The 15,250-nt window shown below is 70.6% G+C and carries 13 protein-coding genes; 10 read left to right on the top strand and 3 right to left on the bottom strand.

All coding sequences use genetic code 11. From position 1 onward, the window contains the following. The first annotated feature begins 225 nt into the window (after nucleotides 1-225). From WDU99_RS08475 to WDU99_RS08465, 3 genes are all read left to right on the top strand, one after another. The gene (locus WDU99_RS08475) at nucleotides 226-2,163 is read left to right on the top strand and encodes an ATP-binding cassette domain-containing protein (RefSeq protein ID WP_337332017.1); all 1,938 of its coding nucleotides are present in this window, start codon (nucleotides 226-228) and stop codon (nucleotides 2,161-2,163) included. Continuing rightward, the gene (locus tag WDU99_RS08470) at nucleotides 2,139-3,704 is read left to right on the top strand and encodes a hypothetical protein (protein ID WP_337332016.1); all 1,566 of its coding nucleotides are present in this window, start codon (nucleotides 2,139-2,141) and stop codon (nucleotides 3,702-3,704) included. The genes WDU99_RS08475 and WDU99_RS08470 overlap by 25 nt, the downstream gene beginning before the upstream one ends. 82 nt (nucleotides 3,705-3,786) lie before the next feature. Beyond that, the gene (locus tag WDU99_RS08465) at nucleotides 3,787-4,053 is read left to right on the top strand and encodes a DUF3039 domain-containing protein (protein ID WP_337332015.1); all 267 of its coding nucleotides are present in this window, start codon (nucleotides 3,787-3,789) and stop codon (nucleotides 4,051-4,053) included. A 3-nt stretch (nucleotides 4,054-4,056) separates the two neighbouring features. Here the strand turns inward: WDU99_RS08465 and WDU99_RS08460 are convergent, their stop codons facing one another. Next, the gene (locus WDU99_RS08460; RefSeq protein WP_337332014.1) at nucleotides 4,057-5,376 is read right to left on the bottom strand and encodes a nicotinate phosphoribosyltransferase; all 1,320 of its coding nucleotides are present in this window, start codon (nucleotides 5,374-5,376) and stop codon (nucleotides 4,057-4,059) included. A gap of 91 nt (nucleotides 5,377-5,467) precedes the next feature. Between WDU99_RS08460 and WDU99_RS08455 the strand changes: the two genes are divergently transcribed. From WDU99_RS08455 to rdgB, 5 genes are read left to right on the top strand one after another with little or no spacing between them, the layout of a single operon-like run. After that, entirely contained in the window at nucleotides 5,468-7,012 is a 1,545-nt protein-coding gene (locus WDU99_RS08455) for a glycoside hydrolase family 3 protein (protein WP_337332013.1), read from the top strand. Beyond that, nucleotides 7,009-7,944, top strand: coding sequence for an N-acetylmuramic acid 6-phosphate etherase (murQ, locus tag WDU99_RS08450; RefSeq protein WP_337332012.1), 936 nt, complete (start codon nucleotides 7,009-7,011; stop codon nucleotides 7,942-7,944). The genes WDU99_RS08455 and murQ overlap by 4 nt, the downstream gene beginning before the upstream one ends. 11 nt (nucleotides 7,945-7,955) lie before the next feature. Continuing rightward, nucleotides 7,956-8,792, top strand: coding sequence for a glutamate racemase (gene murI / locus WDU99_RS08445; RefSeq protein ID WP_337332011.1), 837 nt, complete (start codon nucleotides 7,956-7,958; stop codon nucleotides 8,790-8,792). 53 nt (nucleotides 8,793-8,845) lie between these two features. After that, on the top strand, nucleotides 8,846-9,601 hold the full coding sequence (gene rph, locus WDU99_RS08440; protein ID WP_337332010.1) for a ribonuclease PH: 756 nt from the start codon (nucleotides 8,846-8,848) through the stop codon (nucleotides 9,599-9,601). A gap of 11 nt (nucleotides 9,602-9,612) precedes the next feature. Next, nucleotides 9,613-10,206 (top strand): RdgB/HAM1 family non-canonical purine NTP pyrophosphatase, encoded by a 594-nt coding sequence (rdgB, locus tag WDU99_RS08435; protein ID WP_337332009.1) that lies wholly within the window; start codon nucleotides 9,613-9,615, stop codon nucleotides 10,204-10,206. On the opposite strand, the gene WDU99_RS08430 is transcribed toward rdgB, so the two are convergent. Then, on the bottom strand, nucleotides 10,203-10,904 hold the full coding sequence (locus tag WDU99_RS08430) for a DedA family protein (RefSeq protein ID WP_337332008.1): 702 nt from the start codon (nucleotides 10,902-10,904) through the stop codon (nucleotides 10,203-10,205). The two genes, rdgB and WDU99_RS08430, sit on opposite strands and share 4 nt — an antisense overlap. A 174-nt stretch (nucleotides 10,905-11,078) precedes the next feature. Between WDU99_RS08430 and WDU99_RS08425 the strand changes: the two genes are divergently transcribed. Next, entirely contained in the window at nucleotides 11,079-11,999 is a 921-nt protein-coding gene (locus WDU99_RS08425; protein ID WP_337332007.1) for a cation diffusion facilitator family transporter, read from the top strand. Nucleotides 12,000-12,071: 72 nt separating this feature from the next. Continuing rightward, nucleotides 12,072-12,788 (top strand): hypothetical protein, encoded by a 717-nt coding sequence (locus WDU99_RS08420; protein ID WP_337332006.1) that lies wholly within the window; start codon nucleotides 12,072-12,074, stop codon nucleotides 12,786-12,788. Here WDU99_RS08420 and WDU99_RS08415 read toward each other — a convergent pair. Beyond that, the gene (locus WDU99_RS08415) at nucleotides 12,775-15,231 is read right to left on the bottom strand and encodes an ATP-dependent DNA ligase (RefSeq protein ID WP_337332005.1); all 2,457 of its coding nucleotides are present in this window, start codon (nucleotides 15,229-15,231) and stop codon (nucleotides 12,775-12,777) included. The genes WDU99_RS08420 and WDU99_RS08415 overlap by 14 nt on opposite strands. Between the last annotated feature and the right edge of the window lie 19 nt (nucleotides 15,232-15,250).

The following is a 15,250-nucleotide window of genomic DNA, read 5'->3' as shown; positions in this document are numbered from 1 at the left end:
GAACTGTGTTCACTGTCGATTCATCGACGGGACACCTCTTCGTGCCTCCGCAATGCTACTGATCCCACCTGGGAGGCCACGGGACGTTACAGACGCCGTTGCTGTTTCGTGATGTGTTGCACACGAGTCTGTCAGGGTTCTCGTGCGGCGTCGAGGGCTGCCGCGGCCGAAACAGGCCGTCACCGGCTCCGATGTTCTGTCAGATCGGATTGATACCGTAGACGCGTGACAGCTTCGCCGGAATCAGAGGACGCCCGCATCGAGACGGTGCAGACCGAGATCGCGGATGCTGACACACGTCCCGCATCGGAAGCCGGCGCCGTGCAGGTGAGCCCCACCGAGCAGGCTCCGGCGAAGAAGACTTCCGCGAGCAAGACTCCGGCAAAGCAGACCGCGGGTGATCAGCCTGCGACTAAGGAGCCTGCGGTCAAGAAGCCTGCGGTCACGAAGACTGCGGCGAAGAAGAGTCCGGCGAAGAAGCCGGTGGCCGACAGCGATCCGAAGGCGACGGCCGCCGCGAAGCAGGCCGCGGCGTCGAACGCCGCTGCCAAGACGACGGCGGCCAAGACCGCGGCCGCGACGGCTGCGAAGCGCACGGCAGCGGTGAAGAAGGCGGCCACGACCACCGCGGCGGCGAAGAGCGCGGCCAAGGAGGCAGCGGCGAAGGACGCGGCGGCCAAGACCGCGGCGGCGAAGTCCACCGCGGCCAAGACCGCGGACGCGAAGTCCACCGCGACCAAGACCACCGCCAAGAAGTCGCCCGCGAAGAAGGCTTCCACCAGGACGACCACGACGAAGAAGGCGCCGGCCGCGCGAGCTGCAGCAGCGGCTGCGCCCGTGATCGACACACTGCCGGCACCCGTACAGAGCAGCCCAGCCGAGACCAGCCCCGCCGAGAAGGCGCCGGTCAGAGGTACGCCCGCCAAGAAGGCGGCCGCCAAGACCGCCCCGGCCGGCACCGCCGCAGCCGCCAAGGCTCCGGCCAGGACCACCGGCGGCAGGGCGGCCACACCCGCGAGGAAGGCATCGGTCAAGAAGGCTCCCGCGAAGACGGTGGCCGTCGCGGCCGTCCCCGCGGCGAGCGAGGTCGCGACGCCGATCCTCACCGCGGACGTCGTCATCGACCTCGAGGCCGCGCCCTCGGCGCGCCGTCTCGTGGCGGCCTCGCACAGCGCGCCGGAGGCAGCGGAGGCGCGCCAACCCCGCGAAACCGCCCCGACCGGCACCGCCGCCCAGGCCGACCCCCTTGTCGCCCAGGCCGACCCCCTTGTCGCCCAGACCGACCCCCTTGTCGCCCAGACCGACACCGTCGCCCCCCAGGGCGACACCCTGGCCGACCAGCCGACGCCCGCGTTCGATCCTGAGTCCGCGCCGTCAGCATCCGACACCGCACCGACGGGCATCACCGACGCGATCCGCATCCGCGGGCTCGTGAAGCGCTTCGGCGACACGACGGCCGTCGACGGCATCGACCTCACCGTGCCCGCCGGGTCGTTCTACGGACTCGTCGGCCCGAACGGCGCCGGCAAGACCACCACGCTGTCGATCATCTCGGGCCTGCTGCGGCCCGACGTCGGCTCCGTGCACATCAGCGGCATCGATCAGCGCACGCGACCCCTCGACGCCAAGCGGGTGATGGGCGTGCTGCCCGATCGGCTGCGCACATTCGACCGGCTCACCGGACGGCAGCTGCTGTTCTACTACGGACAGCTGCGCGGCCTGAAGCGGGCGGTGATCGAGAGCCGCACGGCCGATCTGGCGCGCGCCTTCGACCTCACCGACGCGCTGAGCCGTGTGGTCTCCGACTACTCCGCCGGCATGACCAAGAAGCTCATGCTCGCCGGGGCACTCATCCACTCGCCGCGCGTGCTCGTGCTCGATGAGCCGTTCGAAGCCGTCGACCCGGTCTCATCCGGGGTGATCCTCGACATCCTCCGCGCCTACGTCTCACACGGCGGCACCGTCATCCTCTCCAGTCACGGCATGGACCTCGTCGAGCGCGTCTGCTCGCGGGTCGCGGTGATCGTCGGCGGCGAGGTGCTCGCCGAGGGCACCGTCGACGAGGTGCGCGCCGGGCGCAGCCTCAGCCAGCGGTTCGTCGAGCTCTCGGGCTCCGGGGGCGAAGTGGAGGGGCTCGAGTGGTTGCACACGTTCTCCGACTGAGGCTCGCGCTGCTCGTCGGCGCGGCCCGCGGCGAACACGCCGTCCGACGTGTGCTCGCGCTGCTGGCATCCATCGCCGTCACCGTCGCCGTCTGCATCGCGATCATCGGGCTGGGATCCGCGCCGCTTCCCACGGCATACACCGTGCTGGTGCTCGGCGCCGCCGCGACGTTCCTGGCGTTCTTCCTGGCACCCATGCTCACCGGGTCGCCCGACCAGCTCGACCCGAGGCGCTTCGCACCGTTCGCCGTCGATGGCCGGCAGCTGCCGTGGATCCTCGCCCTCGCCTCGCTGGTCAGCGTGCCCAGCCTCGCGCTGATCGCTGTGACCGCCTGTCTGGTGGTCGTCGTCGTCGGTGCGGGGGCGCCCGTGACGATCTCGGTGCTCGCCGGCGCCGTCGGAGTGATCTCGACGACCGTGATCGCGCGGATCGGCATGGCGCTCAGCGCCATCCTGCTGCCCGAGCGCCGGTCTCGCGAGCTCACCGTGCTGATCACGATCCCGGTGCTCGTCGTCGCATTCCCCGTGGCCGCCTACTTCGCCTCGCTGAGATGGGACGGCAACGTGCCGTCGGCCGTCGACGCAGCCACCACCGTCGTCGGCTTCTCCCCGCTCGCCGCTCCGCACGCGCTGCTGTTCCACATCGCGGCGGGCGAGACCCGTGAGGCGTGGGTCAGCGGGACGATCGCCCTGGCATCCCTGGTCATCCTGCTCGCGCTCTGGGCGTACCTCGTGCACCGCCTCCGCACCGTCACCGAGCGGCCGTACGCGACGCGCGAGCGATCCGGACTCGGGTGGTTCGGCTCGCTGCCCGCCAATGCGTTCGGCGCCGTGGCCGCACGCAGCCTCGTCTACTGGCTGCGTGATCGCCGCTACATCGTCAACTTCATCGTCGTGCCCATCGCCGGTGTGCTCACGGTCTTCCCGCTGATCGTCGCCGGGGTGCCGGTGTGGATCGCCGCCCTGGTTCCGGTGCCGCTGATGGCGCTGTTCTTCGGATGGCTGCCCCACAACGACGTCGCCTACGACTCGACGGCCTTGTGGATCCACATCGCGAGCGGACTGCGCGGGCTCCCCGACAGACTGGGCCGTCTGGTGCCCGTGCTGCTGGTGTCGATCCCCGTGCTGGCGATCGCCGTCTCGGTGACGCTCGCGTTCATCGCGCAGTGGAGCCTGCTGCTGCCGCTGATCGGCGTCGCCGCTGCACTGCTGCTCAGTGCGCTCGGCATGTCGAGCATCGCTTCGGTGGTCTTCCCGTACGCGGTCTCGCGGCCGGGTGACAGCCCTTTCCAGCAGCCGCAGCGCTCGTCAGCGCACGGTTCGTTCGGAGCAGCGGGGACCTTCCTGGGCGCGCTGCTGTTCAGTGCGCCCACGATCTGGCTGTTCGCGCTGACTGTCACGGAGGGCAGCCAGCACGCTCCCGCGACGTTCTGGGTGGGGATCATCACCGGGGTGCTCGTGCTGATCGGCGGAGCGGCCATCGGCGGCGCGATCTTCGAGCGCAGCGGCGAACGGCTGATGGAGTTCGTCGAGACGACCTGAGCAAGACGACCCGAGCGAGACGACCCGAGCCGCCGTCGCAGACGACCGAGCCGGTGTCCGTCGCGCGGGCTAGAATCACGACATGAGTACTCCGCTGGACAGCCCCGATCAGGGTGGCGTGGCAACACTTGATCGCGAACTCGAAGAGCTCCTCCGCGAGGAGCAGATCGAGCCCGGCGACCATGAGCGCTTCTCGCATTACGTGAAGAAGGACAAGATCCTCGAGTCGGCGATCACCGGCAAGCCGGTGCGCGCCCTGTGCGGCAAGAAGTGGACCCCGGGGCGTGACCCCGAGAAGTTCCCGGTCTGCCCGACCTGCAAGGAGATCTACGAGTCGATGGTGCGCTGAGCGTCAGTCCGCGTCAACAAACAGGGTCGGGATCGCCGGGTCGGACTTGCTGAGCGCGAGGGCGCGCACCGGCAGCTCCTCACGGACGCGCAGGTGGTGCGCGCGAGCCGATGCCGTGCCCGCGGGCCCCTCGTACGACGAATCGATCTCGCCGCCGTCGACGAGCACGACCTGCAGCGCCCTGGCGTCGGGGTGCTCGGCGGCGCCGTCGACCTTCTCGAAGCCGTCGGCGACCGAGATGGTCTCGGCGACGGCCACGCCGTTCCGCAGAGTGCGGAACGCCGCCTTGCGACCACCCTTCGAGCTCTTGTCTGCCGACGCCTTCGCCACGGCCACCCAGGATCCGGTCGGATCCTGGCGGGCCACGAGCTTGTAGACCATGCCCGCCGTCGGGTAGCCCGACCCCGTGACCACCGATGTGCCCACTCCGTAGAAGTCCACCGGAGAGGCGGCGAGGGCGGCGATCGCGTACTCGTCGAGGTCACTGGTCACGGTGATCTTCGTCCCGGTCGCGCCGAGCTCGTCGAGCTGCGCCCGCACGGACGCGGCGACGAGCGGCAGGTCTCCCGAGTCGAGCCGCACTCCGCCGAGCCCGGTGCCGGCCACGCGGATCGCCGTCTCGACGCCGGTGCGGATGTCGTAGGTGTCGACCAACAGTGTCGTCGAGGTGCCCAGGCTGTCGATCTGCGAACGGAACGCGGCTTCTTCGGAGTCGTGCAGCAGCGTCCACGAGTGCGCGGCGGTTCCCATGGTGGGGATGCCCCACTGCCGACCCGCCTCGAGATTGCTGGTCGCCCCGAAGCCGGCGATGTAGGCGGCACGCGCGGCCGCGACGGCGGACTGCTCGGCGGCGCGGCGCGACCCCATCTCAGCAAGCGGACGCTCGCCGGCGGCGATGCTCATGCGCGAGGCAGCCGTCGCCACGGCCGAGTCGTGGTTCAGCACGCTCAGCGCCAGGGTCTCGAGCACGACGGCATCCGCGAAGGTCCCCTCCACCGTGAGGATCGGCGAGCCGGGGAAGTACAGTTCCCCCTCGCGATATCCGCGCATGGTGCCGGTGAAGCGGTAGCGCTCCAGGTACCCCAGCGCATCGGCATCCACCACGTCGTTGTCGCGCAGGTACCGCAGCTCGTCGTCGCCGAACCGGAATCCGCGCAGCAGCTCCAGCAGTCGCCCGGTGCCGGCGACCACACCGAACCGGCGCCCGCCCGACAGTCGACGCGAGAACAGCTCGAAGACGCTGGGTCGATCGGCGGTTCCATCGCGCAGCGACGCGGCGAGCATGGTCAGTTCGTACCGGTCGGTGAGGAACGCGGAGCTCATCGGCCCAGTGTATCCAGCCGGTGAATCGGGAATACTGATCACCGGGCCGGAAGACTCCGGCCGATCAGGCGCGAGCGATGGGGACCGGAGTATGACACAGGCCGATGGGCTCGAGCGACTGGCCGGCTGCGTGCTCTGGCCCGGTTTCCTCGGGCACGAGGTGCCGTCGTGGCTGGCCGACGCGCTCGCCGAGGGGCTGGCCGGCGTCGTCTACTTCGCGCAGAACCTCGGCGGCGACACCGCCGCGCTGAGCGCCGAGATCCACCGTCTCAATCCGCAGGCCCTGATCGGCATCGACGAGGAGGGCGGCAGCGTCACCCGGCTGGAGACCGAGACCGGCTCGACCGTGCCCGGTGCCGCGCAGCTGGGTGTCGTCGACGACCTCGACGCGACGAGGGCGACCGGGTACGAGATCGGACGCCGCGTCGACAGCATCGGTGCCGACGTGGTGATCGGACCCGTCGCCGACGTGAACACCGACCCGCGCAACCCCGTGATCGGGGTGCGCGCGTTCGGCGCCGACACCGGCCTGGTCTCGCGCCACGTCGCCGCCGCCGTGCAGGGTGTGCAGAGCGCCGGCGTCGCGGCGTGCGCGAAGCACTATCCCGGCCACGGCGACACGCACACCGACTCGCATCACGACCTGCCCCACATCGACCTCGATGAGGACGAGATCCGCGCGGTGCATCTTCCGCCGTTCGTCGCGGCCACCCGAGCCGGCGTGCAGGCGATCATGACCGCGCACATCACTGCCGCCCACTGGGGCGATGCGCCCGCCACGCTCAACCCCGCTGTGCTCGGCGGGCTGCGCGCCTCGGGGTTCGACGGCGTCATCATCACCGATGCCCTCGACATGGCCGCCATCCGCGAGACCGTCGGCATCGGCGAGGGAGCGGTACGCGCGCTGGCCGCCGGAGCCGACCTGCTCTGCATCGGAAATCCCACCAACCCCGGCCCCGAGATGCTGCCCGGCCAGGACGAACACGACTTCCTCGCCGCACGCGACGCGATCGTCGCGGCGCTCCGCAGCGGCGATCTGCCGCGGCAGCGCGTCGAGGACGCCGCACGGCGCGTGGCGGCGATGGCGGATGCTGTCCGCGCACGCCCGGGAGCATCGCACACGACAGCATCCGAGGTCTCCCTCGACGCGGATGCCATCGCGGATCGCGCCGTGCGGATCAGCGGTGACCCCGCCCCGCACGACGACGGACCGACGACCGTGATCGACCTGCGGCGCCCGTCCAGCCTCGCCGTCGACAGCGCCGCCGCGCACGTCGCCGTGGCACTCGCGGCCGGCGGTGAGATCGTGCGCCTCGACGCCGAGACCGCGTCGGATGCTGAGATCACGACGGCACGGAACACGATCACCGCGACCGGTGCACCCGCGCAGTGCGTGATCCTCGTCGACCGGGCCGATGAGGGCGCGCCGCAGCGGGCCGTGCTCGACAGCATCCGAGCCGCGATCCCCGCCGACCTGGCGGCGCACGTCGCCGTCGTCAACGTCGGGATGCCCGCCGACATCGACGGTCCCGTCGTGTCCTCGCCGGCGGCGAGCCCCCTCGCCGCGCGGGCAGCGCGCCGCGCGCTGCAGCGACCGAAGCCCACCCCGATCTCGACGGAAGAAGAGCAGAGATGACAGAACGTGCGCGGCTGCGCTCCACACTGGGCACCCTGGCCACCGAAGGCGTCGACCCGGCATTCGCCGAACTCGACCTGCTCGGCACCGATGATCAGGTCGCACTGATGGCCGCTCAGGGCGTCGTCGCAGCCCAGGCCGTCGCCGCCGAGCGGGCGAGCATCGCCCGTGCCGTGGACGGCATCGTCGCGCGCCTGCACCGCGGCGGCCGACTGGTGTACATCGGCGCCGGCACCGCGGGGCGCATGGGAGTGCTGGATGCCAGTGAGATCCCGCCGACGTTCGGCACCGACCCGTCCCTGGTCACCGGGCTGATCGCCGGCGGAGATTATGCGCTGCGCGGCGCCGTCGAGAACGCCGAGGACGAAATCGACGCGGGGGAGCGCGCCGGTCGCGAACTCGGCCCCGACGACGCGATCGTGGGGATCTCCGCCTCGGGACGCACCCCGTACGTCGCGGGCGCACTGCGGGCCGCCCGAGAGCAGGGCGCGTTCACCGTGAGCCTCGCCTGCAACCGCGACGCCGAGATCTCGGTCGGCGTCGATGTCGCCATCGAGGTCGTCGTCGGCCCCGAGGTCGTCGCCGGCTCCACCAGGCTGAAGGCCGGCACCGCACAGAAGCTCGTGCTGAACACCCTGTCGACCCTGGCTATGGTGCAGTCGGGCAAGGTGTACGGCAACCTCATGGTCGACGTGCAGTCGACCAACGAGAAGCTGCGTGCCCGTGCCGAGCGCACCGTCATGCACGCCACCTCGTGCACGGCGGAGGACGCCGCTGCGGCCCTGCTGGCTGCGGACGGCTCGGTGAAGCTCGCGATCGTCATCGTCGAGACCGGAGCGGATGCCCGAGCGGCTCGCGAGGCACTCGACGCCGCCGGCGGGAAACTGCGCGACGCGCTCGCCGCGACCCGGACGGACGCGCACCCCGAGTAGGCTGGGTGACCATGAACGACGCGCCCATCGGCATCTTCGACTCCGGGGTCGGCGGGCTCACGGTCGCCAGAGCCATCCGAGCGCAGCTGCCGCAGGAATCGCTCGTCTACATCGGCGACACCGCGCACTCGCCCTACGGGCCCAAGCCCATCGCTGACGTCCGCCGGTACAGCCTCGAGGTGCTTGACACCCTCGTCGATCAGGGCGTGAAGATGCTCGTGATCGCCTGCAACACAGCATCCGCCGCTGTGCTGCGCGACGCACGCGAACGCTACGACGTGCCCGTTGTCGAGGTCATCGGCCCTGCTGTGCGCCGCGCCGTCTCGACCACGCGCAACGGCCGCGTCGGCGTGATCGGCACCGTCGGCACGATCGGGTCGCGGGCGTACCAGGACATGCTCGAGGTCGACGAGCGGCTTGAGGTGGTCACCGCCGCCTGCCCGCGGTTCGTCGAGTTCGTCGAGGCCGGCATCACCGGCTCGCCGGAGGTGCTCGCCACGGCCGAGGACTACCTCGCGCCGCTGCGCCAGGCCGACGTCGACACCCTGGTGCTCGGATGCACGCACTACCCGTTCCTGCGCGGCGCGATCAGCTACGTGATGGGCGACGGGGTGTCCCTGGTCTCCAGCGACGATGAGACCGCCGCCGATGTGTACCGCCAGCTGGTGCGCCGCGATCTGCTCGCCCCGCCCGGCGCCGTCGCCACCTACACCTACGAGGCCACCGGCGACTCGGCCGATGACTTCACCGCGCTGGCCAACCGGCTGATGGGCCGCGAGGTGCGCGACGTGCAGCTCGTGCAGACCGGCGTCATCGATCTGCCCGACCTGTCGCACACCCAGCCCTGAGCCACACCTGGCCCTGAGTCACACGCAGCCCTGATCCCTTCCGAGAGGACACCATGACCGACATAGTCCGCGCCGACGGCCGCAGCACCGATCAGCTCCGAGAGGTCACCATCGAACGCGGCTGGTCCGCACACGCCGAGGGATCGGCGCTGATCAGCTTCGGCGGAACCAAGGTGCTGTGCACCGCGTCGTTCACCAACGGCGTGCCGCGCTGGCTGACCGGCAAGGGCAAGGGGTGGGTCACCGCCGAATACGCCATGCTGCCGCGGGCCACCAACTCGCGCAACGATCGCGAGGCCGTGAAGGGCAGGATCGGCGGACGCACGCACGAGATCTCCCGCCTGATCGGCCGAGCGCTGCGCGCGGTCGTCGACACCAAGGCGCTCGGCGAGAACACGATCGTCATCGACTGCGACGTGCTGCAGGCCGACGGCGGCACCCGCACCGCGGCGATCACCGGGGCGTACGTCGCGCTGGCGGATGCCATCGAGTGGGGGCGCGAGAAGAAGTTCATCGGCAAGAACTCCACGCCGCTGCTGGATTCGGTCGCCGCCGTGTCGGTCGGCATCATCGACGGCGAGCCCATGCTCGATCTGGCATACGTCGAGGACGTGCGCGCCGAGACCGACATGAACGTGGTCGTCACCGGGCGCGGACTCTTCGTCGAGGTGCAGGGCACCGCCGAGGGGGCGCCCTTCGACAAGCGCGAGCTGGACGCCCTGACCGAGCTGGGCCTGAACGGCTGCGCGACGCTGAAGGAGCACCAGCTCGCAGCGCTGGCCGGCGCGTCGGGCGCTTCGGCGAGCTGAGGGGCCCCGGCATGAAGGTCGTCCTCGCCACCCACAATCCGCACAAGGTCAGCGAGTTCCAGCAGATCGTCACCGCCACCAGGCCCGATCTCGAGGTCGTCGGCTACGACGGGCCCGAGCCGGTGGAGGACGGCGTGACCTTCGCCGAGAACGCCCTGATCAAGGCGCGGGCCGCCGCCGAGCACACCGGGCTGCCCGCCGTCGCCGACGACTCCGGCATCTGCGTCGACGTGCTGGGCGGTTCGCCCGGTGTCTTCTCGGCATATTGGGCCGGGCAGCGCAAGGATGCCGTCGCCAACCTCGAGCTGCTGCTCGACCAGCTGCGCGACATCGCCGACCCGCAGCGCACGGCGCAGTTCCGCTCCACGATCGCACTTGTCACGTCCGACGGCGCCGAACACGTGGTCGAGGGAGTGTGGCCGGGGCGTCTCGCGCACGCCGCGGCGGGGGAGGGCGGCTTCGGCTACGACCCGGTGTTCATCCCGGACGGCCAGGATCCGGCATCCGAGCGCACCGTCGGACAGTTCACCGACGCCGAGAAGCAGTCGCAGTCGCACCGCGCGCGGGCGTTCACCGCGCTGGTGCCCCTGCTCGAATCCCTCTAGCCCGCGCGCGCGTCGGGCTCGTCCGCGGTCGCTGCGGTCCGCTTCTGACGCCGCAGGCGCAGCAGGCGGGCCACGATGAACCACAGCACCAGCAGCGCGATGACGGCGAGCACGGCCTTCGACAGCACACCGCTCCACTGCGCGAGCACCGGCTCGATCGCCGGGCCGAAGGCGAAGCCGAGGCCGATCCACACGCCGTTCCAGATGCCCGATCCGAGCAGCGTGTATGCGGTGAACTTCCACAGGGGCATCCGCTCGATACCCGCCGGGATCGAGATGAACGAGCGCACCAGCGGCACGCACCGCCCCACCAGCACCGCGACGCCGCCCCAGCGCTGGAAGAACGTCTCGGCCTTGTCGAAGTCCTCCGTCTCCATCAGCGGGATCGCGCCGACCAGGCGACGCGTGCGATCACGACCGAGTGCTGCCCCCAGGGCGTACCAGATCCACGCGCCGATCAGCGCGCCGGCGGTCGCGGCGATCCACGCCCACCAGAAGCTCATCTTGCCGGCGTAGGCGAGGAAGCCCGCGCCGGGCAGGACCGCCTCGGACGGGATCGGCGGGATGAAGGTCTCGAGCAGCACGGCGACGCCGACCCCGATCTCACCGAGCGTCTGCATCAGGGAGAGCACCCAGCCGATGAAGCCTTCGTACTCCGCGTCGGCGGCGCTGAGCGCCACGAGCGCACTCGAGATCATCTGCGTCGTCCCCCTTCATCGCGACGCAGGCGCGCGTCGATCCCATCGTGCCATGGTCCGCGCGAGTCGACCTGAGCACCTCCTGGAGAGCGGCGGATGCTGATGAGAATCGTTACCGTTCCCGACTGCGGGGAAACGGCGCCCGGCGCCGACGACCCGGCCTAGCCTGGAGACATGCACGATCATGCTCCCGCTCCCGGCGGCATCCGCGGCGCCGGCAACCGACGTCTGCTGGCGATATCGCTGGGACTGACCGCCACGGTGATGGTGGTGCAGATCGTGGGCGCCGCACTGTCGGGATCGCTCGCCCTGCTCGCCGATGCGGCGCACATGTTCACCGACGCGTCGGCGCTGCTGATCGCACTGATCGCGAGCTCGGTCGCCGCCCGTCCGGCCGACGATCGGCGCACCTTCGGCTATCAGCGCGCGGAGGTGTTCGGCGCTCTGGTGAACGCGATCATCCTGATCGTGCTGATGGCCGTCGTCGCCGTGCAGGGCGTGCAGCGGCTGCTCGACCCGGGCGATGTCGAGGTGGCGGGGCCGCTGATGCTGATCGTGGCGGTGATCGGCCTGATCGCCAACGCGATCTCGCTGTGGCTCCTCAGTGCGGCGCAGAGGACCAGCATCAACGTGCGTGGCGCGTACCTCGAGGTGATGGGCGACCTGATCGGCTCGGCGATGGTGATCGTGGCCGCGATCGTCATCGTGACCACGGGATGGATGCCCGCGGATGCCATCGCCTCGCTGCTGATCGCGGTGATGATCCTGCCGCGGGCGGTCTCGCTGCTGCGGGAGGTGTTCTCGGTGCTGGCGGAATCCGCCCCGAAGGGCATGTCGGCGGCCGAGATCCGTGATCACCTGCGCCAGTACGAGGGCGTCGTCGACGTGCACGACGTGCACGTGTGGCAGCTCACGCGCGGTGCCCCCGTGTTCACGGCCCATGTCGCGGTCGACGCGCAGCTCTTGATCGAGGGGCGCAGCGCCGAGCTGCTGCAGAACCTGCAGTCGTGCCTGGCCGAGCACTTCGACGTCGAGCACTCCACGTTCCAGCTCGAGCCCGCGGGGCGCGATGAGTGCGAGGCCGCGCACGCCTGACCCGCGCGCGCCTGACCCTCGCACGCGTGGCCCTCGCGCACCTGACCCACGCGCGCGGCCCATCCTGAGGGGATGCCCGCCGCACCCCGCCGACTGATCGACCTGCGCCCGCTGCGTCACGACACCGCAGCGCTGCTGCTGGTGATGCTGGTGCTCGTCGACCTCGCTGTGATCGCACTGCACCTCGCCTACACGCTGCTCGGCGTCCCGGCCGGCGTGCACTTCGACCTGGGCGTCGACCGCTCGTACGGCGAGTTCCTGCTGTACATCAAGTTCGGCTGGATCGCGGTTCTCGGCGTCGTGCTCGCCAGGCGCCGCCGTGCCGCGGTCTTCGCCGCCATCGCAGCGGGCAGTCTGGTGCTGCTGCTGGAGGACGCGCTTATCCTGCACGAGCGCATCGGCTGGCACCTGAACGAGAGGATCCTGGCCGCCCTGCCGGGGCTGAGCGGATGGGGCATCCTCTCGGTGCAGCTGGGCGAGCTGCTCTGGCTCGGGGTCGTCGCGGTCGTGGTCGCGACGCTGTTCGTGATCTCGTATCTGCGGGCGGGCACCGACGACCGCCGAGATGCGGCCGGTATCGTGCTGTTCTTCGCCGTGCTGGTCTTCTTCGCCGTCGTCGTCGACACCGTGCACAGCCTGTTCGCGCTGGGTTCGCTGGGTGATGTGATCTTCACGGTGATCGAGGACGGCGGTGAGATCGTCGCGCTCACTCCCGCCGTCGCGCTCGCCTTCGCCTTGGCGACGGACTCCGCGCGCTCGGGTTCGGAGCAGGCGGTCACGACTCCCTGACGATCTCGGACGGCGCCTTGTCGGGCCGCAGGCCCCGCCAGCGGGAGTGCCGCAGGATGCCGCCGGGCGACCAGTTCGCGAACTCGACCTCGCCGACCAGCTCGGCCCGCACCCACAGCGCGTCGCGGCTGTCCGCGGCGGGAACTCCGCTCAGGGGCGCGTCGTCGATGCGCAGCGGCTGCAGTCGCCGGTCGAGGTCGGTCAGTGTCCGTGCGGAGAACCCGGTGCCGACCCGTCCGACGTATCGCAGCGCGCCGTCGTCGCCGGGAATCGCCAGCAGGAGCGACCCGATGCCGTCCGAGCGGTGGCCTTGCCCTGGGCGGATGCCGACGATCACGACCTCCTGCGTGCGGGTGTTCTTCAGTTTCAGCCATGACGCCGAGCGTGCACCGGGCCGATACGGCGAGGACGGGTCCTTCGCGACGATGCCCTCCAGCCCGTGCTCGCGACTCATGCGCAGTGCGGCATCGAGGTCGTCGAACACAGGTGGCACCTGAACTGGTGCGTCGAGGTCGGATGCCAGCTGCTCGAGCAGTTCGCGGCGCTGCCGCAGCGGCATGCGGGTGAGATCGTGTCCGTCCAGCCGCAGCAGATCGAACAGCAGGTACACGATCGGGGTGCGCACGACCTCGCGCTCGATCTCGCGGGCGCGCGTGAGGTGCATGCGATTCTGCAGGCGGGCGAAACTCGGGTGTCCCTGCGCGTCGAAGGCGACGATCTCGCCGTCGACGACGGCGTCGGATGCCGGCAGCTGCGGCGCCCCGTCGGCGGTGAGCTCCGGGTAGCGGGCGGTGATGTCGGTGCCGCTGCGAGCGCGCAGCGTGAAGCGGCCGTCGCCGGCATCCGAGGTCTGCCACGTGCCGATCGCACGGATGCCGTCCCACTTGATCTCCGCCCAGGCCGGGGTGCTGAGGGCGCGGGCCAGGCCGGGCGTGCCCGGCTCGGAGAGCATCGGGGCGAGCCCTTCGTCTCGCTTCGCTCGCTCAGGAACCGGGGAACCCGGACTGTCTGTTCCTGAGCGAGGAGCGGAGCGACGAGACGAAGGGCGCTCAGGAACCGCGACCGCGTCCTTCATGCGGTGCAGCAGCCACTGCGACTTCTCGCCCTCGCCCGACGTGCGGATCAGAGCCAGCCGCGCGGTGCCCATCCGTCCGCCGACCTGTCCGGTGAACGTGCCGATCACCTCGTCGTCGCGCCACTTCTCGAGTTGCACTGTGCCGGTGTCCCAGACCGTCATCGAGCCCGCGCCGTACTCGCCGCGAGGGATCTCGCCCTCGAAGGCGAGGTACTCCAGCGGGTGTGGCTCGGTCATCACCGCGAGGTGGTTGCCGGTGGTGGATTCGGGGATGCCCTTCGGCACGGCCCAGCTGATCAGCACGCCGTGACGTTCGATGCGCAGGTCGTAGTGCAGTCGGCGGGCGTGGTGTTCCTGCACGACGAAGCGCGTCGCTCCGGTCGGAGACGCCGATGCCGTGCGCGGCATGGGCTCGGGTGTCTTGCCGGCGTCGCGCTTGCCGAGGTACGACGACAGCGCGGGTGACGGGGGCGCGAGCGGTGCCAGGGGATCGATGCCGGCATCCACCCGTTCGAGCACCTCGGCGAACTCGAGGTGACGCAGCTTCGGGTCGTCGAGCTCGTCCCAGGTACGGGGAGCGGCGACCCACGGTCGGGCGCGCCCGCGCAGCGAGTAGGGGGCGATCGTCGTCTTCGAGACGCTGTTCTGGCTCCAGTCGATGAAGACCTTGCCGCCACGCGCCGACTTCGCCATCACGTGCGTGGCCAGAGCCGGATGGTCGGCCTCGATCAGGCGGGCGAGTTCCTTGGCGACAGCCGACACGTCGTCGCTGCTCTGCCTGCCGGTGCCGTCGTCGGCGGTGGGCAGCCGCGCGTACAGGTGGATGCCCTTGCTGCCGCTCGTGACCGGCAGCGGGTCGAGGCCCATGCCCGTGAGGATGCCGCGGGCGATGCGCGCGACCTCGGCGCATTCGGCGAGTCCCACGCCGGGGCCGGGGTCGAGGTCGAGCACGAGGCGGTCGGGTCTGCCGCGGCCGCCGGAGTGCGTGAACCGCCACTGCGGAACGTGCAGCTCGAGGGCCGCGACCTGGGCGAACCACGCCAGCGTGGCGACGTCATCGGCGAGCGGATACTCCTTCGGACCGTCGGAGTGCTCGATGGGCATGCGTCGCACCCAGTCGGGGGCGCCCGGCTCGAGCTGTTTGGCGAAGAAGCTCGGCTGCGGGGCATCCGCCGTTCCGACGCCGTCGACCCACCGCTTGCGCGTCACCGGTCGACCGCGCAGGTGCGGCAGCGAGACGTGCGCGACCTGCGTGAAATAGGCGATGATCTCGCCCTTCGTCGTGCCGGTCTCGGGATAGACGACCTTGTCGAGGTTGGTCACCCGCAGACGCCGGCCATCGATGAGCACGGTCTGCGGGGGCGCCATGAGGTCAGGGTAACGGTCG

The organism is Microbacterium bandirmense (genome assembly GCF_037204185.1).
In the GTDB taxonomy this organism is placed as follows: Bacteria; Actinomycetota; Actinomycetes; order Actinomycetales; family Microbacteriaceae; genus Microbacterium; species Microbacterium bandirmense.
The sequence above is the reverse complement of the archived record's forward strand: the minus strand, read 5'-3'. Positions and strand labels throughout refer to the sequence as shown.

Excerpts from the sequence above, each read along its gene's own strand:
- WDU99_RS08465 (WP_337332015.1), top strand. The coding sequence starts at position 3,787 with ATGAGTACTCCGCTGGACAGCCCCGATCAGGGTGGCGTGGCAACACTT.
- WDU99_RS08460 (WP_337332014.1), bottom strand. The coding sequence starts at position 5,376 with ATGAGCTCCGCGTTCCTCACCGACCGGTACGAACTGACCATGCTCGCC.
- WDU99_RS08455 (WP_337332013.1), top strand. The coding sequence starts at position 5,468 with ATGACACAGGCCGATGGGCTCGAGCGACTGGCCGGCTGCGTGCTCTGG.
- murQ (WP_337332012.1), top strand. The coding sequence starts at position 7,009 with ATGACAGAACGTGCGCGGCTGCGCTCCACACTGGGCACCCTGGCCACC.
- murI (WP_337332011.1), top strand. The coding sequence starts at position 7,956 with ATGAACGACGCGCCCATCGGCATCTTCGACTCCGGGGTCGGCGGGCTC.
- rph (WP_337332010.1), top strand. The coding sequence starts at position 8,846 with ATGACCGACATAGTCCGCGCCGACGGCCGCAGCACCGATCAGCTCCGA.
- rdgB (WP_337332009.1), top strand. The coding sequence starts at position 9,613 with ATGAAGGTCGTCCTCGCCACCCACAATCCGCACAAGGTCAGCGAGTTC.
- WDU99_RS08430 (WP_337332008.1), bottom strand. The coding sequence starts at position 10,904 with ATGATCTCGAGTGCGCTCGTGGCGCTCAGCGCCGCCGACGCGGAGTAC.
- WDU99_RS08425 (WP_337332007.1), top strand. The coding sequence starts at position 11,079 with ATGCACGATCATGCTCCCGCTCCCGGCGGCATCCGCGGCGCCGGCAAC.
- WDU99_RS08420 (WP_337332006.1), top strand. The coding sequence starts at position 12,072 with ATGCCCGCCGCACCCCGCCGACTGATCGACCTGCGCCCGCTGCGTCAC.
- WDU99_RS08415 (WP_337332005.1), bottom strand. The coding sequence starts at position 15,231 with ATGGCGCCCCCGCAGACCGTGCTCATCGATGGCCGGCGTCTGCGGGTG.